Annotated in this window: 19 protein-coding genes and 1 pseudogene; 12 read left to right on the top strand and 8 right to left on the bottom strand. The window is 43.5% G+C overall.

Features of this window, described 5'->3' with window-relative positions:
* Positions 1-534 precede the first annotated feature (534 nt).
* The gene (locus G5380_RS04330; RefSeq protein ID WP_421352422.1) at positions 535-1,110 is read right to left on the bottom strand and encodes a hypothetical protein; all 576 of its coding nucleotides are present in this window, start codon (positions 1,108-1,110) and stop codon (positions 535-537) included.
* A gap of 118 nt (positions 1,111-1,228) precedes the next feature.
* Between G5380_RS04330 and G5380_RS04335 the strand changes: the two genes are divergently transcribed.
* On the top strand, positions 1,229-1,435 hold the full coding sequence (locus tag G5380_RS04335) for a helix-turn-helix domain-containing protein (protein ID WP_128815211.1): 207 nt from the start codon (positions 1,229-1,231) through the stop codon (positions 1,433-1,435).
* Between the two features lie 61 nt (positions 1,436-1,496).
* On the opposite strand, the gene G5380_RS04340 is transcribed toward G5380_RS04335, so the two are convergent.
* Positions 1,497-1,964 (bottom strand): META domain-containing protein, encoded by a 468-nt coding sequence (locus G5380_RS04340; protein ID WP_128815209.1) that lies wholly within the window; start codon positions 1,962-1,964, stop codon positions 1,497-1,499.
* A 394-nt stretch (positions 1,965-2,358) separates the two neighbouring features.
* Here G5380_RS04340 and G5380_RS04345 point away from each other — a divergent pair, with 394 nt between their 5' ends.
* From G5380_RS04345 to G5380_RS04355, 3 genes and pseudogenes are all read left to right on the top strand, one after another.
* Positions 2,359-2,844 carry a hypothetical protein gene (locus G5380_RS04345; protein WP_421352423.1) on the top strand — a complete coding sequence of 162 codons (486 nt, stop codon included), beginning with the start codon at positions 2,359-2,361 and terminating at the stop codon, positions 2,842-2,844.
* Positions 2,845-3,048: 204 nt separating this feature from the next.
* Positions 3,049-3,282 (top strand): annotated as a pseudogene (locus tag G5380_RS04350) (DUF4172 domain-containing protein); the annotation flags it as partial.
* Between the two features lie 66 nt (positions 3,283-3,348).
* Positions 3,349-4,176, top strand: a complete 828-nt coding sequence (locus G5380_RS04355; protein WP_232354413.1) for a Fic family protein — start codon at positions 3,349-3,351, stop codon at positions 4,174-4,176.
* A 397-nt stretch (positions 4,177-4,573) separates the two neighbouring features.
* On the opposite strand, the gene G5380_RS04360 is transcribed toward G5380_RS04355, so the two are convergent.
* Positions 4,574-4,981 carry an H-NS family nucleoid-associated regulatory protein gene (locus G5380_RS04360; protein ID WP_042024860.1) on the bottom strand — a complete coding sequence of 136 codons (408 nt, stop codon included), beginning with the start codon at positions 4,979-4,981 and terminating at the stop codon, positions 4,574-4,576.
* A 595-nt stretch (positions 4,982-5,576) separates the two neighbouring features.
* A complete protein-coding gene (locus G5380_RS04365; RefSeq protein ID WP_421352424.1) occupies positions 5,577-5,768 on the bottom strand; it encodes a hypothetical protein in 192 nt (63 codons plus the stop codon).
* A gap of 111 nt (positions 5,769-5,879) precedes the next feature.
* Here G5380_RS04365 and G5380_RS04370 point away from each other — a divergent pair, with 111 nt between their 5' ends.
* On the top strand, positions 5,880-6,332 hold the full coding sequence (locus tag G5380_RS04370) for an antitoxin Xre/MbcA/ParS toxin-binding domain-containing protein (RefSeq protein ID WP_223849330.1): 453 nt from the start codon (positions 5,880-5,882) through the stop codon (positions 6,330-6,332).
* Positions 6,333-6,704: 372 nt separating this feature from the next.
* Here G5380_RS04370 and G5380_RS04375 read toward each other — a convergent pair whose 3' ends face one another.
* A complete protein-coding gene (locus G5380_RS04375) occupies positions 6,705-8,270 on the bottom strand; it encodes a sensor domain-containing diguanylate cyclase (protein ID WP_058055679.1) in 1,566 nt (521 codons plus the stop codon).
* Between the two features lie 837 nt (positions 8,271-9,107).
* Between G5380_RS04375 and G5380_RS04380 the strand changes: the two genes are divergently transcribed.
* From G5380_RS04380 to G5380_RS04390, 3 genes are all read left to right on the top strand, one after another.
* On the top strand, positions 9,108-10,067 hold the full coding sequence (locus G5380_RS04380; protein WP_058055680.1) for a GGDEF domain-containing protein: 960 nt from the start codon (positions 9,108-9,110) through the stop codon (positions 10,065-10,067).
* 188 nt (positions 10,068-10,255) lie between these two features.
* Entirely contained in the window at positions 10,256-11,008 is a 753-nt protein-coding gene (locus tag G5380_RS04385) for a hypothetical protein (protein ID WP_107683372.1), read from the top strand.
* A gap of 257 nt (positions 11,009-11,265) precedes the next feature.
* Complete coding sequence (locus G5380_RS04390; RefSeq protein ID WP_081043421.1) at positions 11,266-12,225, top strand: sensor domain-containing diguanylate cyclase; 960 nt, start codon at positions 11,266-11,268, stop codon at positions 12,223-12,225.
* A 113-nt stretch (positions 12,226-12,338) separates the two neighbouring features.
* Here G5380_RS04390 and G5380_RS04395 read toward each other — a convergent pair whose 3' ends face one another.
* Both G5380_RS04395 and norR read right to left on the bottom strand, forming a co-directional pair.
* Positions 12,339-13,001 carry a response regulator gene (locus G5380_RS04395; protein WP_058055682.1) on the bottom strand — a complete coding sequence of 221 codons (663 nt, stop codon included), beginning with the start codon at positions 12,999-13,001 and terminating at the stop codon, positions 12,339-12,341.
* A 126-nt stretch (positions 13,002-13,127) separates the two neighbouring features.
* Complete coding sequence (gene norR / locus G5380_RS04400; RefSeq protein ID WP_058053329.1) at positions 13,128-14,654, bottom strand: nitric oxide reductase transcriptional regulator NorR; 1,527 nt, start codon at positions 14,652-14,654, stop codon at positions 13,128-13,130.
* Positions 14,655-14,824: 170 nt separating this feature from the next.
* Here norR and norV point away from each other — a divergent pair, with 170 nt between their 5' ends.
* The 4 genes from norV (at position 14,825) to G5380_RS04420 (ending at position 19,201) form a co-directional block, all read left to right on the top strand.
* On the top strand, positions 14,825-16,306 hold the full coding sequence (norV, locus tag G5380_RS04405; RefSeq protein WP_107683367.1) for an anaerobic nitric oxide reductase flavorubredoxin: 1,482 nt from the start codon (positions 14,825-14,827) through the stop codon (positions 16,304-16,306).
* On the top strand, positions 16,303-17,472 hold the full coding sequence (norW, locus tag G5380_RS04410) for an NADH:flavorubredoxin reductase NorW (RefSeq protein WP_323911416.1): 1,170 nt from the start codon (positions 16,303-16,305) through the stop codon (positions 17,470-17,472). The genes norV and norW overlap by 4 nt, the downstream gene beginning before the upstream one ends.
* A gap of 62 nt (positions 17,473-17,534) precedes the next feature.
* Positions 17,535-17,876, top strand: a complete 342-nt coding sequence (locus tag G5380_RS04415; protein ID WP_139425413.1) for a DUF1971 domain-containing protein — start codon at positions 17,535-17,537, stop codon at positions 17,874-17,876.
* Positions 17,877-17,983: 107 nt separating this feature from the next.
* Positions 17,984-19,201 carry a 4Fe-4S binding protein gene (locus G5380_RS04420; protein ID WP_421352425.1) on the top strand — a complete coding sequence of 406 codons (1,218 nt, stop codon included), beginning with the start codon at positions 17,984-17,986 and terminating at the stop codon, positions 19,199-19,201.
* Positions 19,202-19,340: 139 nt separating this feature from the next.
* On the opposite strand, the gene G5380_RS04425 is transcribed toward G5380_RS04420, so the two are convergent.
* Entirely contained in the window at positions 19,341-20,201 is an 861-nt protein-coding gene (locus tag G5380_RS04425; RefSeq protein ID WP_156854057.1) for a TIGR02285 family protein, read from the bottom strand.
* Between the last annotated feature and the right edge of the window lie 623 nt (positions 20,202-20,824).

Raw genomic sequence — 20,824 nt, forward strand, 5'->3', positions numbered from 1 at the left:
AGAAACTTCCTTGCTAAAAATATCAAGCGCATCATCCTTTTCAATATTATTAAAAATATGCTGAACATCATCAGGAGATTTTAACTGTTCTCGTAGAAAACCATCATGCTTTAACTTCGCTAGCCAAATATCAAGGTTGCGAAGAAGTAGTGTAGACTGGCTATTGTCGTGTCTACTTTTCGGACTGTTGATATCATCCCTATGCACAGGCCATTGGTAAGTCGTAGCATGATTTTGCAGCATGTAACTAGGTTGGAATATGCAACTATCAAAAATTCGCATGATCCTATAAATTGATTGGATAAGTATCGTCTTTATTTTTCCATAGAGAGATTTAAAGCCCATCCCGAAATGGATGAAAGCTATTTAACTGAGGTGTAGCGAGAGGATGGTATTCTGTATATCATATATTGACACTATTATGTGTACCGCTAGGTATATCAACGAGCAGCGGTGAGGTAAACTACATGACCTAAAATCACAGACACCTAGGGTCATGTAGTCAAGATCGGCTTATATATAGAATGGATGATATTAGCGGGCCAACTCGGTGCTCCCCAAAGCCCTCATCACCTTCTCCACAGCTGCCAGCCGTCCCCTTAAGTCTCGGTATTTCTGACTGGTATTCCGAAGTGCATTATCAATAGTAACTTCTAACGCGGGAAAATTTGTTTGCAGCATATTGTATTCAGCAATTGCTGCCTGGCACTCCTGAATTTCAATACGGTAGAGGCTCGCTTTCGCGTTTAACTCATCTAAGAGAGCATCGTTCGATTCCTCTTTATACTCCTGAGCCTCCTGAACTTCCAGCTCTCCCTGAGTCGCTGGGCCAATTAATTCCTCTTGAAAGTTCACATCATGAAATAGAGGGGTTTTAACGAAACTTGGATACGATCGGACATCATCAACATTTCTCCGTTCCAGGAAACCCGCGTCAACCAACTTCATCAGATTACGATAAACGAGGCCATATCGCCTCTTATGGGCCTGATTGTACTCTGATTCACCAAAGACTGCGTTCAAGCACTCCGTTGTAGTGAAGTCATCCATCTGCAATCGAATGAGTGCGGTGTAGAGCGCGGTTGGTAACCACACAGTCTGGGTATCCATAAGTTATCCTTTTTCTCTCACGAGAATCTGAAGTAAAAATTTTCATTCAATTGCGGATTATAGTCCGTGGTCGTTCGCCAGACAACCAGAGATAGTGCTCGCCAGAGAGAGGCGAGACATGCAAGATTTAGCAAAAAAGTTTGGTGATGCTGTACGTGATAGAAGGCTTCAATTGGGCGTATCGCAAGATGCACTCGCGCATGTGGCAGAGATTGATAGAAGCTATGTAGGACGGATTGAGCGTGGTCAGGTCAATATCACCCTGGAGAAGGCTTATCGTCTGGCTAGGGTACTGGGGTGTGATATTCGAGACTTACTACCATAAATAGATATCACAATTTTTATTGTAAGTGCTCTTCCCACTCCTGTGGGAAGAGCACATGAAATTACTTTTTATCTTTCGATAACTGCTCAGAATTCCCCAGGCGCAACTCTTGCTTCATTTCTTTATTACGGAGCATAATCACTTTTGCCCCCATAAAGTTTACTGATACAACTTCTGCACCATTAGCGAAAAGTGACTGCATAGTGCTACTAATGTTACTCGCTACTGGGTCAGAGCAGCCCATCTTGGTAGACATTACCTTGCCTTTCAAAATGCTCTGTTCCATTACATAGCTACCGTTAAATTTGTTGCAGCCATCGAAACCAGAGATCTTGTTTTTTACTGGATCGAAGTTAATGACAGCAGGAGGCGTTAGGTTTTCAATTTTTTGATGGCCGTCATGTAAAACTGTCCAACTGCCACTAATTGAATTGTGGATTTCCTCTTCACTTTGAAGACGCTTAAACGGGGTACATGCGGTGAGTAAGGACATCACACCCGCAATCGCAACAATGCCACATTTTTTCATATTATTCTTCCCATATCTGAACAAGCCAAGGTGAATCAATATTCACCGGTTTCGCATAATGCATTGATGGGCTTTCATGTGCAACCCATCAACAATGTAACTGATTAATATGTGTTCAATGATTGGGTGGGCATGGTCATGGATTGTCGTGCTCAAAAAACACTCAAATCGATGATTGTATCCTCTGACATAATGCGCCAGGGCGGCGAACTTGGAGTTATCGCATCGGTTGTGGCAGTCAACGATCTTGCATACATAGGCACACTGAGCCAAAAGTCCATTGTTAACATGTATATCAAGCGGCTATAGTCTAAAAGCTCAAAGCGTAAGCACCTCATCTCACTATGCTTTTGGCTTTAATGACAATAATGGAACTAACAAAAGGGCTTGTTATATGAAACGTACTGGAATGCTACTTGGTGTGTTATTCATGGGAGCTATCTGTGCAAACACGGCTTATGCACAGACTGAACCCCAGCAGCAATGTGAAGCTAAAGCGACTGAAAAAAATCTCATTGGAGATGTTAAAGCTGACTACATTAAAGCATGCGTCAAGACCCTGAAAGTCGCTGATAAAGCAGGCCAATGTGAGCAGGCCGCAGCGGATAAGAAGCTCAGTGGCGCAGCCAAGACCAGCTATATCGAGAAGTGCGTCAAGACCCTGAATGTCGCTGACAAAGCAGGCCAATGCGAACAGGCCGCTGCGAACAAGAAGCTCAGCGGCGCAGCCAAGACCAGCTATATCGAGAAGTGCGTCAAGACCCTGAATGTCGCTGACAAAGCAGGCCAATGTGAGCAGGTCGCAGCGGACAAGAAACTCAGTGGCGCAGCGAAGACAAGTTATGTTGAAAAGTGTCTGAAAGACAGCACTCAAAAATAGCTATCTAGAAGAATAATAAATGGGGGGCTTTGCCCCCCATTTTTATGGGCTGCGTTATTAGCGGTCGTTAATTAAACCTTTAAGGCATGATGATTTACAACCAAGCATATAAACTAGCAACAGATAGTTATGGAGATAGAATTATATTATGGTATTTTTTCACTAGCCCCATTTTGATATCGTGACAAATTTAATGAGGAAATAATGGAACCATTTTGGATTTGGCAACAAGCCGACTGGCCCCATTTTCGTTGGCGGGATAGCGAGATATTGCCCAGATTACGGCAGGTTCAACGCAGGCAGGGAATTCTAATCGGTCGTCATTCCAGGTTGGGGAACCCCGACCAAACGTTGGACACGTTATTGGCTAACATCATCGCCTCGTCCGCTATCGAAGGCGAACGCCTCAATGCACAATCCGTGCGTTCCTCTCTGGATAGGCGGTTAGGAGGCTCACAAACTCAGTCCTATCCAGTATCAGAGCGCTCAGAGGGGCTCGCGGCCATGATGCTGGATGCCATCGACAATCATGGACAGCCGTTGACGATTGAGCGGCTTTACCAATGGCATCGTTGGTTGTTCCCCGTCAACGAATGGTCGGTGAAGCGGCTGCATGTAGGGCAGTTGCGAGGAGATGCGCCGATGCTGGTTGTCTCTGGACGTGTAGATCGCCCCACCGTGCATTTTGAGGCACCGCCCAGAGCAACTCTGGACGATCAACTGGCCGAGTTCATCCCCTGGTTTAACCAGACTCGGCATGACCCCACGATGGATCCACTGCTTCGTGCGGCGATTTGCCATCTCTGGTTCGTGACCCTGCATCCCGTTGATGATGGTAATGGGCGGCTCACGCGGGCATTGACCGATCTCGCGCTGTCACAGGCTGACAGCCACAGCATCCGGCTGTATGCCATGTCAGTTGCGATTCTAGAGCTGCGGGGTGACTACTATCGAGCGCTTGAGTCAGCGCAGAGGGGCTCGCTAGATATTACCTCCTGGATCTGTTGGTTCCTCGACACACTGGATTACGCCATAGAGCTGGCATTACAGGTTATTGAGCGTTCTCTTGCCAAAAAACATTTCTGGTTGCAGCACTGTCATGATGGTCTGAGTCCAGAGCAAACCAAGGTTATTAACCGTTTATTGGATGGCGGCCAACAAGGTTTTGAAAATGGCATCAACGCCAGCCAATATCAAAAAGTCGCCGGAGTCAGCAAGGCGACGGCTACACGCCATCTGGCCGAATTGGTGGGTAGGGGGTGCATTGAGAAATTACCTGGTGGCGGACGCAATACACGCTATCAGATCCGCTTGCACACCGAGGGAGTTTGAAAAAGCATCGCCATGGGGCGTTAATTTCATCTGGTAGATGAAAGCTGCGATTGGTGTACAAATGACGCTATTTAGTTAAATGTTGACGCCATGATGTGTGCCGTCAGGCATATGAACGAATAGACTTAACCGACAGTCATGGCTCTCAACTAATCTTTTGAGTGATAACAAACTATCGAGAACATCGGGATCTATTGTAGGAACATCACCAGGCCCGAGATTTGAAAGCAGTTTGGTCACACTGAGACGTACCAGTTGCTCTTCGGCCAGAGCCTTGGCTCTCTGGACAACCTCGGGTGATTCGGATGAAATCATATCCTCCAATGTCCTCCCCATACGGTGCTCCTACTACAGATAGAATTAAAGGCCCACGCCGAGCTGGCATGGGCTCTCAGCACTAGATCAAAAACTCTTCCAATGCACGACCATTAGCCACTGCTTCTGCGATGGTCTTGGGCATGCGACCTTGGCCAGTCCAGGTTTTCTCCTGACCGTCTTCGGTGTATTTGTATTTTGCAGGACGAGGAGCGCGCTTGCTCTTTACTGTACCCTCTGCTTTTGCAGTGGTTGCAGTACCAACAAGCTCACTCGGATCTATGCCCGCTTGTTTCAGCAGCTCGGTAAACTCAGCCAGTTTTTGCAGGCGTTCAGCGGACTCTTCTCTCAATTTGCTCTCTTGCTGCTCACGCTCAGCAAAAATCTCTTCGAATTTTTCTCTGATTTCGACCAGCTGCTCGAAAGAGAGCTCGCGCAATGCAGCTCGCAGACTACGAATATTCATCAGTATTTTCAAAAAATCGTTCATTTTTATCCTCATGTATCACATTTTTATATCAGGAAAATTATCTCTCAATCCCAGCATCAGCTCCACTGTTTTTGGCACCAAGATGATTCGAAAAAGCATCATTTAAAAATCCTGAGCTAAATTGCGTTTGGATCTACTTATTGGCCTAGCTCCAATCTGCTATGAAAATATGTAGCTAAAAATTAAATCCAAGTGGTAGTGAGCGTTGAGACCACCTCACCAGATGAGCCGATGAAGGATCTTGTTCGGCTCACGAAATGAGCCGATAGGACAATATCATTGGCTCACAGAATGAGTCGATGATAAGAAATTTTAGATTTGCCCCTTGAGGATCCAGACACTTCGCCCCTCTTAACTTAAGAGGAAGTCTTGGATGACTAGGCCACTACACATCCATGTCTCCAGAAAGCAAAAAACCCCGCAACGAGGCAGGGTTTCAGCATTTTTTCAACTTCGCACTCAGGGTAGCGACTCTCCCTTGTTTCAACTTCGCACTTAGGGTAGCGAATCTCCCTGTGCCTTGATTCTATGAAAGGTGAAGCCGCTAGTCAACATTATTACTGGCATAACCAGCATTGAGCACTTATTTGATATGTTATTTTTGGATGCCTTTGCACTCAAATTTTGGCGGTTTTTTCCAACCTGTAACGCGCCCGCTGCGTTTGTTGATCCTGCGGTATTCATTCCCCAACAGGATTTCCCATTCAGAGCCGTTCTCCGATAGAACCTGAAAAGTAGTCCCCAGCTCAATGCCTAAACCTGGTTCAGTACAGACCAACTCGGTCATCAGCCCTCCTCAATGCAGGGGCATTTGGTTGTTAATTTTCCACTCAAAACGACAGTTTGGGGTAGGATAGCTCATGAGAGGTCGTGTTTGTACAATGAGGAGTGCTACATGATGCCCTATGCAACCTATCATCCTAGTAGTGACGCAGTTACTCCGAACCGTCTCCTAGAAGGTCTTGGTATTCCTCGTGACCCACTAGGAGCACATCTATGGATCGTGGCTGGCGTTGCTCCTGGCATCATTCATCGACTGGCTGAATTGATGAGTGCAGACATAGGTTTGATATGCCGCTTAGCAGGCATTAGCCGCCACACTGTTGCTCGCAAGCTGAGGATTGGGGCTCCCCTATCAATCTCTCAGGGTGCCAGGGTATACGGCGTTGTACAGGCCCTCAATGCGGCACTATCCCTCAACAAGAACGATACTGCCAAGGCGTTGTCATGGCTAAACAGACCAGCCTGGGGCCTCGGTGGCGTGGCTCCAGCCACATTGCTGAATACACCGATGGGGGTTCAGGCTGTTGTGAATTTGGTGGGACGGATTCAGCATGGGGTGTGCAACTAAATCGAGGGTTCTGATAGGCGAATCCCCACGGAATGCTTAAAAAACAATCAACCCCATCATTTTTTGAAATTTATTTCATTTACCCCACTTGAAAAATTCGGAAAACTGTCCATTTACTAATTATGAGAGCTTCAATGAAATTTAAGCAGCTCACCATTATTCCGCTGCTACGCAGCGAAGATAAACCAGTTTTGTACACCCACGGCTATTATTTCATCAACAAACACTCATAATTGAATGTCATAACAATCTAACAACGAATTCTATCGAAGGAGATACCCTTACAATAACTGGTTAAATTAGTGCCTAAGGCACTGAATAGTAAAACTTCAATTTAATTCTTGCACATATATCAATCATACGGGATTCACGCTACTTGGTGTCATGAACAGTGGTTATTGATATGCACTCGTAAATTCGATTCTTACCATCGCGTTTAGCGTTGTAAACCTGAATGTCAGCTGCATTTATAAGCTCTTTTGCACTAATATCTTTTTTACTAACAGCAACCCCACCACTGAGTGTTACTCGAAGAGCATCTTCACGCCAGTCCAGATGCTCAACACCATGCCTTAATGCCTCCAGTAAAGATATCGCCAAGTTCCCAGAGCCCACTTCAAACAATACAGCTAATTCTTCTCCACCATATCGACAGAACCAGCCATGCTCATAAAAAATTGAATTTCCAAGTTTCGCTACTCTTTTTAATACAGAGTCACCAGTTTGGTGTCCGAACGTATCGTTCACTTTTTTAAAGTCATCTAAATCTAACAGTGCTAAATAAAATGGCTCTTGCTTTTTTAATAGCTGAGAAAGCTTTATGTCAAAAAATCTACGGTTGTATAAACCTGTCAGTTGGTCAACATTAGCCTGTAAGCGAGCTTCTGATAATTCATGTGTCGATTTTGCCACTTCGTCATACACATGTGATAACTCAACCATTCTATTCTTAGGTGATTTTAATGAATTGTTACGACTTGACCTTATAACATTGTATAGCTCATTGAGCATGCGTTGAAAATAACGAGACCATGACAATGCGAGTAACAAATAAAGGATGCATGTTAGCGCGATGACACCTTGAACATTAAGCGACACACTCTCAATGACACCTTGTAATGTAGATTCTGGAACAACACTAACCAAGATCCAGTCTTGACCATCGACTTTGTTATATGCCACAAACATCCCAGATTCTTTATCATGGAATACGCCTTTTTCTTTTGTGAACTTTGAAAGCCAGGTCATATCTTTCATGGGAGTAAACATTAGTTCTTTATCAGGATGAACTAGCATCTTACCAGCCCCATTCACCAACATCTGATACCCAGCATCTTGCTTATAATTAAGCCACTTTGATATAGGTTGAAGTAATGTATCAATTGAAAAGACACCAACTAACTTCCCTGTCGGGTCTTCAATTGTTTTAGCTAATGAGAGGGATAGCGTTCCGTAAATGTAGTCATAATATGGTTCAGTCCAAACCATCTTGCCTTTATTTTTAACGGCAAGTTGATACCATGGCCTTATGCGTGGGTTAAAATTTGAGTCTGGTTGCCATTCAGGATGAACAAGCAATTGTCGATGCTCTGTGCCAACATAGATGTATTGTAGCCCAGCAGTTTCCTGATAACGCCGCCAGTCGTGTAAGTATTCAGATTGATGCGTGATCTTATTATTTATAAAGTCTTTATAATCAACCTTGCGATAGATAAGCTCAAACTGTGTTGTGAGGGTATCAAGATATGGCTTAATCAAAACATTATGAAGTTGATCATTCTTGGATACTAACTGTTGCTGTAAATCACGTTGCAGAGTGACGGTCATATGATAGTAATAAATGGCCCCGAGAATTAATATGGGGACGAAAAGCAGAACTAACCCAAGACGCATGCGGGAAATCAATGACCATGTTTTCCACTGGGTTTTATCACTCATTACACAGACATCCTGTCTGAAAAAATCTGATGGGCTAACCATACCAGAAAGCTTTAAATGAGCCCATCATTGTGATCACCCTCCTCGAACCTGAACGAGCCCCCTCAGGACGACTTGCTCGATAACTACTTACTACCGTTCATACAATCTGAACGTTAAGGTTTGTCTACGATGAAGACGATGGCCTGAGCTTTAAAGTCATAAGTGTCTGAATATATTATATTTTCAATGGTATGTGTCACACTGCATCAAATTTATAGTAACAATAGCCAAAGCCCCGAACACATCTACAGAGACACCTTCAGGCACAGTGTTCAGATCTAATCGCCTGGCCTCCCCAAACAACCTAGTGGTGTGCTGTTCGAGAATCTCATCCAGCTCTAAAGATGAGATGGATCTTCTCCAGCGAGGGTGAGCCTTAAAGTCCTCTATAACGCAGTGTTGCAAGCATAAATGTGGGACTTCGACCCACCCGCCTGAGTCAACGGAGGTATGTACCTTGGCTTGAAAAATGACTCTGACCATCGTGAAACATCCAGATGCAAAAACTGGGAGACTTGATGATATGAGGTTAGTTCATTAATGACAAACAAGTTAACTGCGGAATGGCTTTTTGCTAGGATGGTCGAATAAAACTAGGGGGATTCTAGGCGAGCTCTTGTTTGTCGAGCGAGCGACAACCACGCTACCAAGAGTGCAAACACTGCTCCTGTCATCAAAGATGAGATGGCTCGAAATCATAGGTCTACCTACTGTAATATACTGTCAGTACATCAGATCTACAGATGCACAGTATATGTTGGCAGCGTACAGTGCCCACACAACAAGGAGATGTTGATGCAAAGCCCTGTAGTACCGGATAACGAACCGCTTCGCTTAGACGCATTGCGCCGTTTAGCGATACTTGATAGCCCCGCAGAGGAGCGTTTTGACCGGATTACCAGGATGGCTCGCAACATGTTTGATGTGCCCATCGCATTGGTTTCATTGGTGGATGAAAACAGACAGTGGTTCAAGTCATGTTGTGGGTTGCCGGTATTGGAGACACCGCGAGACATTTCTTTTTGTGGTCATGCAATTCTCGGTGAAGAACTGTTTGTAGTTGAAGACGCGGCCCAAGATCCACGATTTTCTGACAACCCCTTAGTCACGGGGGAACCACACATTCGCTTCTATGCAGGCCATCCACTAGAAGTTGGGAACGGTTTGAAGCTGGGTACATTGTGCATCATAGACTCTAAACCCAGGGGTTTTAGCCCACGAGACCAAGCGCTGTTAGCTGATTTGGCATCCATGGTTGAGAGTGAGTTACAAGCCGTTCAGAGAGCAACCATAGATGAATTGACGGGGATAACTAACCGTAGAGGATTCATGCTGCTCGCCGAAAAAAGTTTGAAATATGCATTTCGTGTAAAACACCCAGCGGCCTTACTTTTTTTAGATCTAAATCACTTCAAACTAATTAACGATAAGTTTGGTCATGACATTGGCGATGACGCGTTGCGACATATTGCCGAGTTGTTATGCCGAGTATTCCGCGATGCTGATATATTCGCTCGCCTTGGTGGGGATGAATTCGTTGTCCTTTTACCTGGCACTGGTAGTGAACATTGTCAGAGAATTAAAGAGCGGCTGAATCATGCAATAGATGACTTCAATAGTCATAGTGGTAAGCCATACCAGTTGTCATGCTCCTTAGGAATTGTTATTTACGATGCTAGTATTCCACCTGATTTAGATCAACTACTCCGGCAAGCAGATGAGGAGATGTATGTATGCAAAGGGCTGCGTTCATAATAGGCATCGATTCATTCTATGTCGTTCGGCGTTGTAACTCTAGATACAGGGCGTGCGAGTAATCTTTAAAGTTAAATATGTAAATATTACAAAGCAATCCAGTAGTCATCATATATTTTTCATTTAAAAATGAAGAAAGTTTAATTTTGAGCTATATTGAGCGTATGATATGTCAATGTGAGATCTATATGTTTTCACAAAACCTTATAAAAAACATATTTTATATTTTTTTCATTATATTCTCGCTAGGTGTAAGTGCTGTTGAAAACACTATAGTTTTGGTGAGTTCAGATGACACCTTCAAATCAAGGTATGGATGTTGGCTTCATAATATTTACAGCGAGGCATTCTCCAGACTAGGATATAAACTAATTTATCGTGGCGTTCCTGGTGGACGAGCCCCAATTCTGGCTGAGAATGGAAGTGTCGATGGAGAGATACATCGACCATTAGAATATCAGCAACAAACAAAAAATATGATTAGAGTGAACGAGTCACATTTTTATGTGACTATCGAGGCATATGTATATGATAAAAAGTTAGAATTTAATTCTTGGGATGACTTAAACAAAGATGGTTTAAAGATTGAGTTTAGAAGAGGTTCTAAGCGCGCAGGAGAGGTTCTCTCAAAGTTGATTAAACCATCTTTACTTACTGATGTGAATACGACAGAACAGGGATTGAAAAAACTGATAAAAGGGCGTACAGATATATTTATTGAGCAAACCCTTGTATTTGATAAAAACAAAAAAGACCTACTTGAAAGCTCACCAGAATACGAAAAAGTACATTCGGCTGGCGTTGTAGATAAATTAGAAGGCTATGCCTATCTTAATAATAGGCATTTTACGCTAGCACAAAGATTAGCCTCTACGCTAAACATGATGAAAGTGGAAAATAAGATTGAACAGTTGAAAGATAAATATTGCTACCATGATTAACTAGAAATATTTTTTGCCGCGCATTGTAATATCATCCTCCATGGTCTCCCCTTAGCCGCAAGGCTTCCATTGAGGCCGCTCATGATGTGATGCTGGCTTGGTCTCCTGTCGAGTTGAATCCCATGCGAGAAGCTAATGTGTTAACGATCACACTACAACTAAAATCCGTCATATGTAATGCTACATTCCATTCTGTTGCATCTCAAAGAATGCCATACTATTTGCGTTTAAAACCGATATGAAAAAAGGAAGCAAGGATGCAACCTCTTCATGAAACCTCAGATCCCGACTTTCTACGCCTAGATGCGTTACGCCGTCTTCAAGCACTTGATTCCCCTACAGAGGAACGTTTCATTCGTATAACAAGGATGGCTCGTAATATTTTTGACGTGCCTATTGCCCTAATATCCTTTGAAGATAATGAGCATGGATGGGCTAAACCTTGTTATGGTTTAAACATGCATGAACCACTTCCGAATATCTCCTTTTGTAAAAAAGGGTTTCTCACAAAGAGCATGCTTGTTATAGAGGATACAACTCAAGATCCCCTATATGCTGAGAATCCGATGGTTATTGGGGAGCCATATATTCGCTTCTATGCTGGACACTCATTAGTCATAACGAATGGACTGCACATTGGTTCCTTGTGCATTATAGATCGGAAGCCAAGGGTTTTTGGTGACAAAGAGAGACGTTTATTTACTGACTTAGCATCTACAGTTGAGAGCGAGTTACGTGCTGTACAAATGGCTACAATAGATGAACTTACTGGGATCACTAATAGACGAGGGTTTATTCTTTTAGCTGAGAAATATTTGCAGCATGCATTTAGAACAAAGAGAAGTCTTTCATTATTGTTTATCGATTTGAATAATTTTAAATCGATAAACGATCGCTTTGGTCATGATGTGGGAGATGATGCATTGTGCCAAGCTGCCAGACTAATAAATATGGTTTTTAGAAACTCTGATATTTGTGCAAGATTAGGTGGTGATGAATATGTAGTTTTAGTTCCTGAGACAAACTATGAGTATTTACAATATATGCGTAGTAGGATAAATATCTCATTTGATGAATTCAACTTACACAGCGGTAAAGCCTACACCCTATCTTGCTCAGTAGGTATAGTGAGCTATAATCCCACGACTCCACCAGATCTAAACATGTTACTTCGATTAGCAGATGACGAAATGTATCGTTGCAAGCAAGATGGATAAATTAGATGCTAGCCATGGGTAAATTAATTATGTGTTCTCAGCAGGAGATTAATGAGTTACAATGATAAGAGCAACATGAACTTTTTTATCTGTGCTCATTCAGATTATTAAATCTACTTAATAGTTCTGTTGTGCGCCCATATAGTGACGGCGACTCTTGATTTTAGATTAAGTTTTCTTAAAATATTTTTCACATGTATTTTTACAGTCCCTGGTGATATGAATAAAAGTTTGGATATAACTTTATTCGAGTGGCCCTCAGCAAGAAGCTTTACTACATCAATTTCCCTATGGCTTAATGATTCGATAATGCCAACATTTATTTCTGATGATAAACTTAACATGAGTTTATTTTTTGGCTGAGGGCTTTCAACTGATGCATCTGCACATATACTCTTAATGCAGCTGATTAAATCAAGCGGTTCAATATCTTTTAAAAGATATCCATTTGCTCCGAACCTAAACGCTTCTACAACATCAATTTCCAAATCTGACTCGGTGAAGATAACGACCTTGCTTTTTATTTTCTTTGCTCTGATTCTCTTCAGCGTTTCTAATCCATTAAGCACTGGCATTTGAAGGTCAAGCAATATTAAATCTGGTTCATATTCTACTGCCAGATCTAATCCTTCTTTACCATTGCCAGCCTCTGCAATCACCTTCATAAGGTGATCTGTTGAGAGTGTAGCTTTGACTCCTGCCCGCAATATAGCGTGGTCATCTACAAGCAATACTTTTAATGCTTGCATTTCTTCGATTGAAACTTTGTTATCCATAACTACATTCTCAATACCATGCTAGCGTCACATTACACCATACGTGCATAAAAAAACACTATAAATCAACACGTTAACCAATATTCAGGATGCAACTCTATAATGGCCCATAGCTATGTATCTTTATCATTTTAACCCCAGTCGTTTGGCTAGACGATGTAAGTTACCACAATCAATGTCTAAGGCTCGTGCTGTTGCAGCCCAATTATCATTATGATCTGCTAGTACCTTTTTAATTAACGCAGACTGAAATGCATCAGTTGATGCTCTCAAACCCATTTGGTTACTAGCGAAGTCATCCATATTTTCGGTAGGACTTATGCCAGATTGAGGCATTGGTGGTATAGCTATACTGAAATGATGGGTTGCAAGCGTCAGAACCGGACTTCGTTGCTCTGCTCTAGCCAATACGGCACCACGATGAATGGCATGCTCCAGTTCGCGCACATTACCAGGCCAGTCATAGCCCTTCAAAAGATGCAGTGCTTGAGGTTGGATCCGCAGTTGCTCTAACCCCATACTCACTCGACAGCACTCGCAAAAGTAACCAGCCAGCAAGGAGATATCATCCTCTCTGTCTCTCAAGGCTGGTACATGTATAGGGAAAACACTCAGGCGATGATAGAGGTCTGCTCGAAACTCGCCATCGATGACCGCTTTCTTCAAGTCTCGATTCGTTGCAGCAAGCACACGTACATTGACTTTTAGTGGAGTGTCATCACCAATCCGCTGCAAGTCTCCATATTGAATGACACGTAGCAATTTTGCCTGCAATGATAAGGATAATTCACCAATTTCATCCAGGAACAATGTGCCCTTATCCGCTAGTTCAAATTTACCCGCACGGTTATGAATAGCGCCTGTAAACGCTCCCTTCACATGTCCAAATAGTTCACTCTCTGCTACGGATTCCGGTAGAGCTGCGCAATTGAGATATACCAATTTGCGATCTGCCCGTGGCGAGCCAAGATGTACAGCTTTTGCTATTAACTCCTTACCTACACCCGTTTCGCCCAAAATTAGGACGTTTAAATCAGTATTAGCAACTATATCTACTTCATGCTTTAGCTGCTGCATCGCCCGAGAATGCCCGATTATCTCGAATCTATCTGCACCTGTTGGTGTTGAAGGTATTAATGGCTCACTGCTCTGGCGAGCTAAACGCTCTAGTAGTAATGAGTTACTTAACGCCGCTGCCGCTAGTGCACCAACTAAACGCAACTCTTCATCGCTAATGTCATCAAACTGGGCAGGATTCATTCCATCGATGGTCAATGCACCAATCAAGACTTGATCGGAGAACAGAGGTAAACCAACACAAGCATGCACCTTAAATTCTGCATGATCAGGGATCAAGCCATCATAGGGGTCTGGCAAGTTACTATCTGCCGGAAAGCGTACTACGTCACCAGCACGAGCAATTGCCTCCATGCGTGGGTGCTCCTTGATGGCGAAACGGCGTCCTAATACGTCCTGCATTAAGCCATCGATGGCGAGCGGGATGAACTGGCCTCCTTCGTACCGTAGCAAGGCTGACGCATCTGAGTTCAGTAGGCTGCGAATACTCTGGATAAGGCGGTGGAATCTGTCTTGATGTGAAATCCCCAGCTGTATGTCTATAGCAATACGAGCCAAACTGTCTGTCGAAATCATCGTTAGTGTCCAAATGACATTAATGCTGTCATTTAAACAATATCAATGCTATGTCATTTTAACAAATAAATAAATTAAATCTCATAAAAACAATAAGTTATGGGTTGGCATGTTAGCTGCAATAGTTGATATCAAGAAATACCAACTATTACATACTGAGGAATTGCCAGATGACCATTCATGTCAAAAACAACATTCACTGGGTCGGCCAACGGGACTGGGAAGTTCGAGATTTTCATGGTACTGAGTACAAGACAAACAAGGGGACGAGCTACAACAGCTATCTCATCCGTGAAGGGAAGAACGTGCTGATTGATACAGTCGATCATAAGTTCAGCCGAGAGTTCGTTCAAAACCTTGCAGCAGAGATCGACCTTAACCTTATCGATTATGTGGTGATCAACCATGCTGAGGAAGATCACGCAGGGGCACTGACCGAATTGATGGCTCGTATCCCAGGCACTCCGATTTACTGCACTCACAACGCTATCGACTCAATCACGGGACACCATCATCATCCTGAATGGAACTTCCATCCAGTCAAAACAGGCGACAGTCTCGACATCGGTAATGGCAAGCAGCTGGTGTTCATTGAAACACCTATGCTGCACTGGCCCGACAGCATGATGACCTACATGACTGAGGACGCAGTGTTGTTTTCTAACGATGCCTTCGGTCAACACTATTGTGATGAGCATCTGTTCAATGACGAAGTAGATCAAACCGAATTGATGGAGCAGTGCCAACGGTACTACGCAAATATCCTCACCCCATTCAGCCCACTTGTGACAGCTAAAATCAAAGAGGTGCTTGGATTCAACCTGCCAGTAAGCATGGTGGCAACCTCCCACGGTATTGTCTGGCGTGAGGATCCGACCCAAATTATTCTCAAGTATCTGGAGTGGGCAGACCACTACCAAGAAGATCGTATCACCCTGTTCTATGACTCGATGTCAAACAACACCCGTATGATGGCCGATGCAATCGCACAGGGTATTCACGAAGTTGACCCTGGGGTCGCAGTCAAGATCTACAACGTAGCCCGCCACGATAAGAACGAGATCCTGACACAAGTGTTCCGCTCCAAGGGAATACTCGTGGGCTCATCCACAATGAACAACGTCATGATGCCTAAGGTGGCAGGCATGCTGGAGGAGATAACTGGCCTGCGCTTTAGAAACAAGCGTGCTTCTGCATTCGGCAGTTACGGCTGGACTGGTGGTGCAGTAGATCGTATCCAGACCCGATTGATGGATGCAGGCTTTGATATCAGCATTTCTCTGAAAGCCAAATGGCGACCAGATGGTTCTGCACTGGCAGAGTGCCGAGAGCATGGACGCCAGCTCGCTCGTCAATGGGCGTTACATCCTATTGAGGTGCCTCGCCCAGAAAAAGCAGCCCATCAAGTGCCATTCACTGTTGATATCTCCCCTGTAGAGGAAACCACCCAGTCAGTTGTAGCCGGAGTAGACGATGAGCAAGCAATGCTTTGCACAGTCTGCCAGTGGGTTTATGACCCCGCCTTAGGCGAGCCGGATCAATTGGTTGCGGCTGGCACTCCCTGGAGCCTTGTACCGGAGAGTTTCCTTTGCCCTGGCTGCGGCATCGGCAAGGAGGTATTCGAACCATGCGCAGTGGAGGCATGTGTATGAGCGCCTTAAATGAGCGTGATGTTGGTTCCTGCCAGGATATAGTCATCATCGGCAGCGGCTTTGCCGCTCAGCAGTTGGTAAAAAGCTTGCGCAAATTGGATGGAGAAAGACCGATCCGCCTTATTACCGCTGATAATGGCAATGAGTATAACAAACCAGACTTGAGTCATGTGGTCAGCCGTGGCTACACAGCCAACGCAATGACAAAGTTGACGGGGGCTCAATTCGCTGAACAACAACGTATTATTCTGTCACCAAATACGGTTGTGCATAGCATTAGTCCGACTAAACAAATTGTACACACAGATCATGGTGATTTTTCATATGGCCAGCTAGTGCTGGCAACTGGGGCCAGTTCTATACGGCCTTCCATGCCGAATTCAGATCAAATGGTGACTCTTAATAGCCAAAATGATTATGCCAATGCTGAACAATTAATTAAGAATGCAAAACGTATTATGGTACTCGGAGCAGGTTTGATCGGCTGTGAGTTGGCTATGGATATGGTGGGTCAAGACCGAATTGTGACGCTTGTAGATCTGGCGGACAGCCCCCTAAGTACATTAATGCCAGCCGCATTGAGTCAACCGTTACTGCAAGCATTACGGGAGCAGGGGGTTGACCTAAAACTTGGTCGAGGTATCAAGTCGATACAAAGAGGAGATGCCAACGAATCCTTTACGATAGAGCTCACTGACAGCAGTTTCAGTGAACAGGATCTTGTCATTTCAGCTATAGGTCTACAACCGAATCTATCATTAGCGATGAATGCTGGGCTGACTGTAAGGCGTGGAATTGTAGTGGATGATTACCTGAGAACATCGAGTGAGCACATTTATGCGCTTGGTGATTGCGTTGAGTGGAAAGGTGAATTACGCCCCTTTTTGCAGCCAATTGTTCTCGGTGCAAATGCATTATCTAAAACTCTGATTGGTAAGCCAACACCACTAACGCTTCCTCCAATGCTAGTGAAGGTCAAAACACTTCAATATCCTTTGCAGTTAGCTGGTAGAACACAAGGTGCTGACCTTTCATGGCAGTTTAGATGGAATAAAAATGGAATGGTTGCTGAAGCTCGCAGCGAGGATGGTGAAATGTGTGGCTTTGTCGTAGGTGGAGACCAAATGGGCGCTGCATTCCCACTTCTACGCCTTCTTTCTAGATAAGTAATTGCTGGCTGAGCATATGCTCAGCCTTACTTAATTTTATAGGCTATTGAGGATAAAACATGTCGCTACTGCATATTATACCCGCTCATTGGGTTGTTCGCCGCTCTACCCCATTTTTTACAAATGAAAACGTACCACATGCTCTACTAACCCATCACAATACAGCTGCTGGCGTATTCGGTCAGTTATGTGTAATGGAGGGGACGGTAACATATTACGGTTTTGCTGATGAAACAGCAGAGACTCCTGAAATTACGCTTGTAATCCGAGCTGGAGAGTTTGCAACCAGCCCACCTCAGTATTGGCACAGGGTTGAACTGTCTGAAGATGCTAGATTCAATATCCACTTTTGGGCTGAAAACGTAAGCTCAGACACCCCACTCATTAAGACGAGAGAATAAATTACAATCTGGTCATCGCCACAAACCAGGCCAACTGCCCATCCAGATCAAAATGAACAACTGGAATGTTGCTTATGATTGGTCGTTTTTCGATGGGGGTTGGCTAGATGAGTGGGATTGAAACCATAACCATGCTGAGTGGCTTGGTGTATCTGTTGTTGTTCCAGTGGCATGAGCGTTCAGGTTGGTCTTGGCTGCCGTTCCTGATGCTAACCGCTGCTGTATGGTTGACGGTAGCAGCCAAACCACCACTAAGTAGTTTAATCGTGCTTGCTGTCGCTATTGGCATGCTTTATAGATATAAATTAATATCCGTATTATATGATTCGGGAGATCAACAACTTCGTAGTTTAGTTAGATATTTCTTAGTTATATCGTGGGGATTTGTAACAATACAGTATGGTGTTTATATTTTTCAACTCCACCAGGGTGACCTACCTTGGCTGTCTAGACCTGATATCGTAGATGGCTTTCTACCTATAGCGGGCGGTCTTGGCTTGCGAGCGTTGTTGAGCTTGGGCATTACTGATTACCACCACCCAGCTGCAACAATCACAGTCTTGGTTATTTCCTTATCTGGACTCATTTTAGGTCGTGCCTTCTGCTCATGGTTTTGCCCTCTTGGGGTTGTCGGTGAATGGCTGCATCATTTTCGAAATTTGCTGCTACCTGGTGAGTGGACTCCGCCAAAATGGTTAGACCTACTGCTCAAGTCTCAGAAATTTCTAGTTCTATCATTTCTGATGTTCATAGTTATTCTTGCTGTTCCAAATGTTGCACTGCCAGGGTACTTGATGAGCCAGTATCACCAAGCTGCTGACATGAAAATGGGAGCCTTCTTTTTCAACTTGAACTTCATATCAGGCATTTTTGTTGCCTGGGTATTATGTATCACGATGTTTTTCAAGCAAGGCTTCTGTAGATACCTATGCCCTTATGGTGGATGGCTTTCTTTGTTAGGACTTCTGACACCATTACGTATTCGCAGGTCTTCCAGCAGCTGTTTACGAAGCAAGGGATACGATTGTGATAAATGCAGTAGAGCATGTCCATCAAGGATACAGGTTCATGAACTTATATCTGTCAGAAATATTGAGTGTACAAACTGTTTAACTTGTATCTCTGCATGCCCAAAACAAGCTAATGCTATTCATTTTGGCACTGCGAATAAAAAGGTTTCAGCAAAGAAACTGCTTGCAATGTTGTGTGTTTTACTTCTCTTAATGCCATTGCTAGCTCATGTGATTTTCGATTTTTGGACAAGCAAAACACCATTAGAACAACGCCGCTACCTATTGGATATTCTGTCGAGTCTTTCACATTAGAGTTGATGTCTTATCTCACAAAAGCATAAATAATCAACATTGATGAAATAAGGTGTATCCAGGTTAGGTTGTGATAGTTGGGATATGAACTTAGATAGCGTTAGGGTATATGTATTCAATGGATAGAATCACTATATACCTAACGCATATCATGGTTAGGTAAGTCACGCCACATATAGCCTTCGTTAATATATGCTGGATTGGATTTTAACTTTGATAGCGCTTCATTGATATCAGATATAACTTTATAACCCCACTCAGTTTTCGGTGCGGCAACATAAGTTGATATTTCTTTTGGCTGTCCAGCTATCGGAAGAACTTTGAACTTCCCTAGATAAGCCTTTTTATTTAAATCAGATACTGTTGATGAGCCATACCCAAACTTACTTTCTGTGTAATAGATAATTTCCTCTGGGTATGCAACGGTAAAACCATTTACATCTTTTAATAGCATATCCAGGACATTACCCATCGGAGCATTGAGAGAGTAGTTAACTCTCTTATTTGTTTTATCTTTAATTGCGAGGTCAAATTTACTTCCATATGAACGAGATGCTATGAAATAGCCAAGTTTATCCTTCGATTGAATCAACCGAAGCAAATCAACACCGTCTCCATCAATTATATACTGCTTATAAGTGTTAAGCTCACTGGATGGTATGATTACATGTGGTGCAGTTGATAGTGTTTTATGAAAAGTAGAAAATGTTTGATACTTCTCTCTTTCAGGTGTCTTTATCATATTTCCACAAACAACTTTCTGTCCTTGCTCCATCATATGCCGGATTCTGGCGATGTTAGCCCATATGATCACATGGTTATACTGGGGCAATTCAGCTCTGATCATAGCGTCAGTAACATCAACCACACCTCTACCTGAATAGCTACCATCCTTAATATAAAATGGAGGGATATCATATTGAACCCAATGGATTGTCTCTTTTGCAGTTACATCGACAGATATAATAAAAGAGATGAGTATTAGAAGAATCCTTTTCATGGCAATTTCACCTCTCTATTATATTGATATAAACCATAGTGCGGCGATTAGTCAGCAACACTAACATCTTCACAAGAAAATATTGGCATGCGTATGTGCTTTCGTAAACCTACTAACGTAGAAATTTCTGGTTTTCTGTATCGTCAAGGATGGTGCTGAACGTTGATACGCCGAACTCTCCCGCTTGTCGCCATACGCAGCAGCATGGGACGTGATTGTTGCTGTCCCATAGAGCCCATAGAGCCCATAGAGCCCATAGAGCCCATAGAGCTTGTACGCTATGTGGCGTGCTCTTGAGGTCGAACAATGTCAGGTGTGCAATCCTTTGATGACGGGATCCTGCGCTGGCTTCGGCTTCAAATATGGTTTGCTTGGTTTCTCTATAAAATAGCTTAGCTATAGCTATAACAAACACGCCTTTCTAGTCGCCTTATCTCTTGATTAAAAATGCACCCTGCAAGGCTATCACTAGGAGAGCCAGGTACTACGATAAATAAACCACAGTTTGGAGGGTATAACAGGCCATGTTTTTTACCTCGTTTGTATCTCCATTTTCGTTTGATATACTTCCGCACAATAACATCTATTTCTTTAGAAGTTGAATATCTCATGACTCCTCCGGC

This window comes from Aeromonas sp. 604443 (assembly GCF_049170315.1).
GTDB lineage: Bacteria > Pseudomonadota > Gammaproteobacteria > Enterobacterales > Aeromonadaceae > Aeromonas > Aeromonas veronii_A.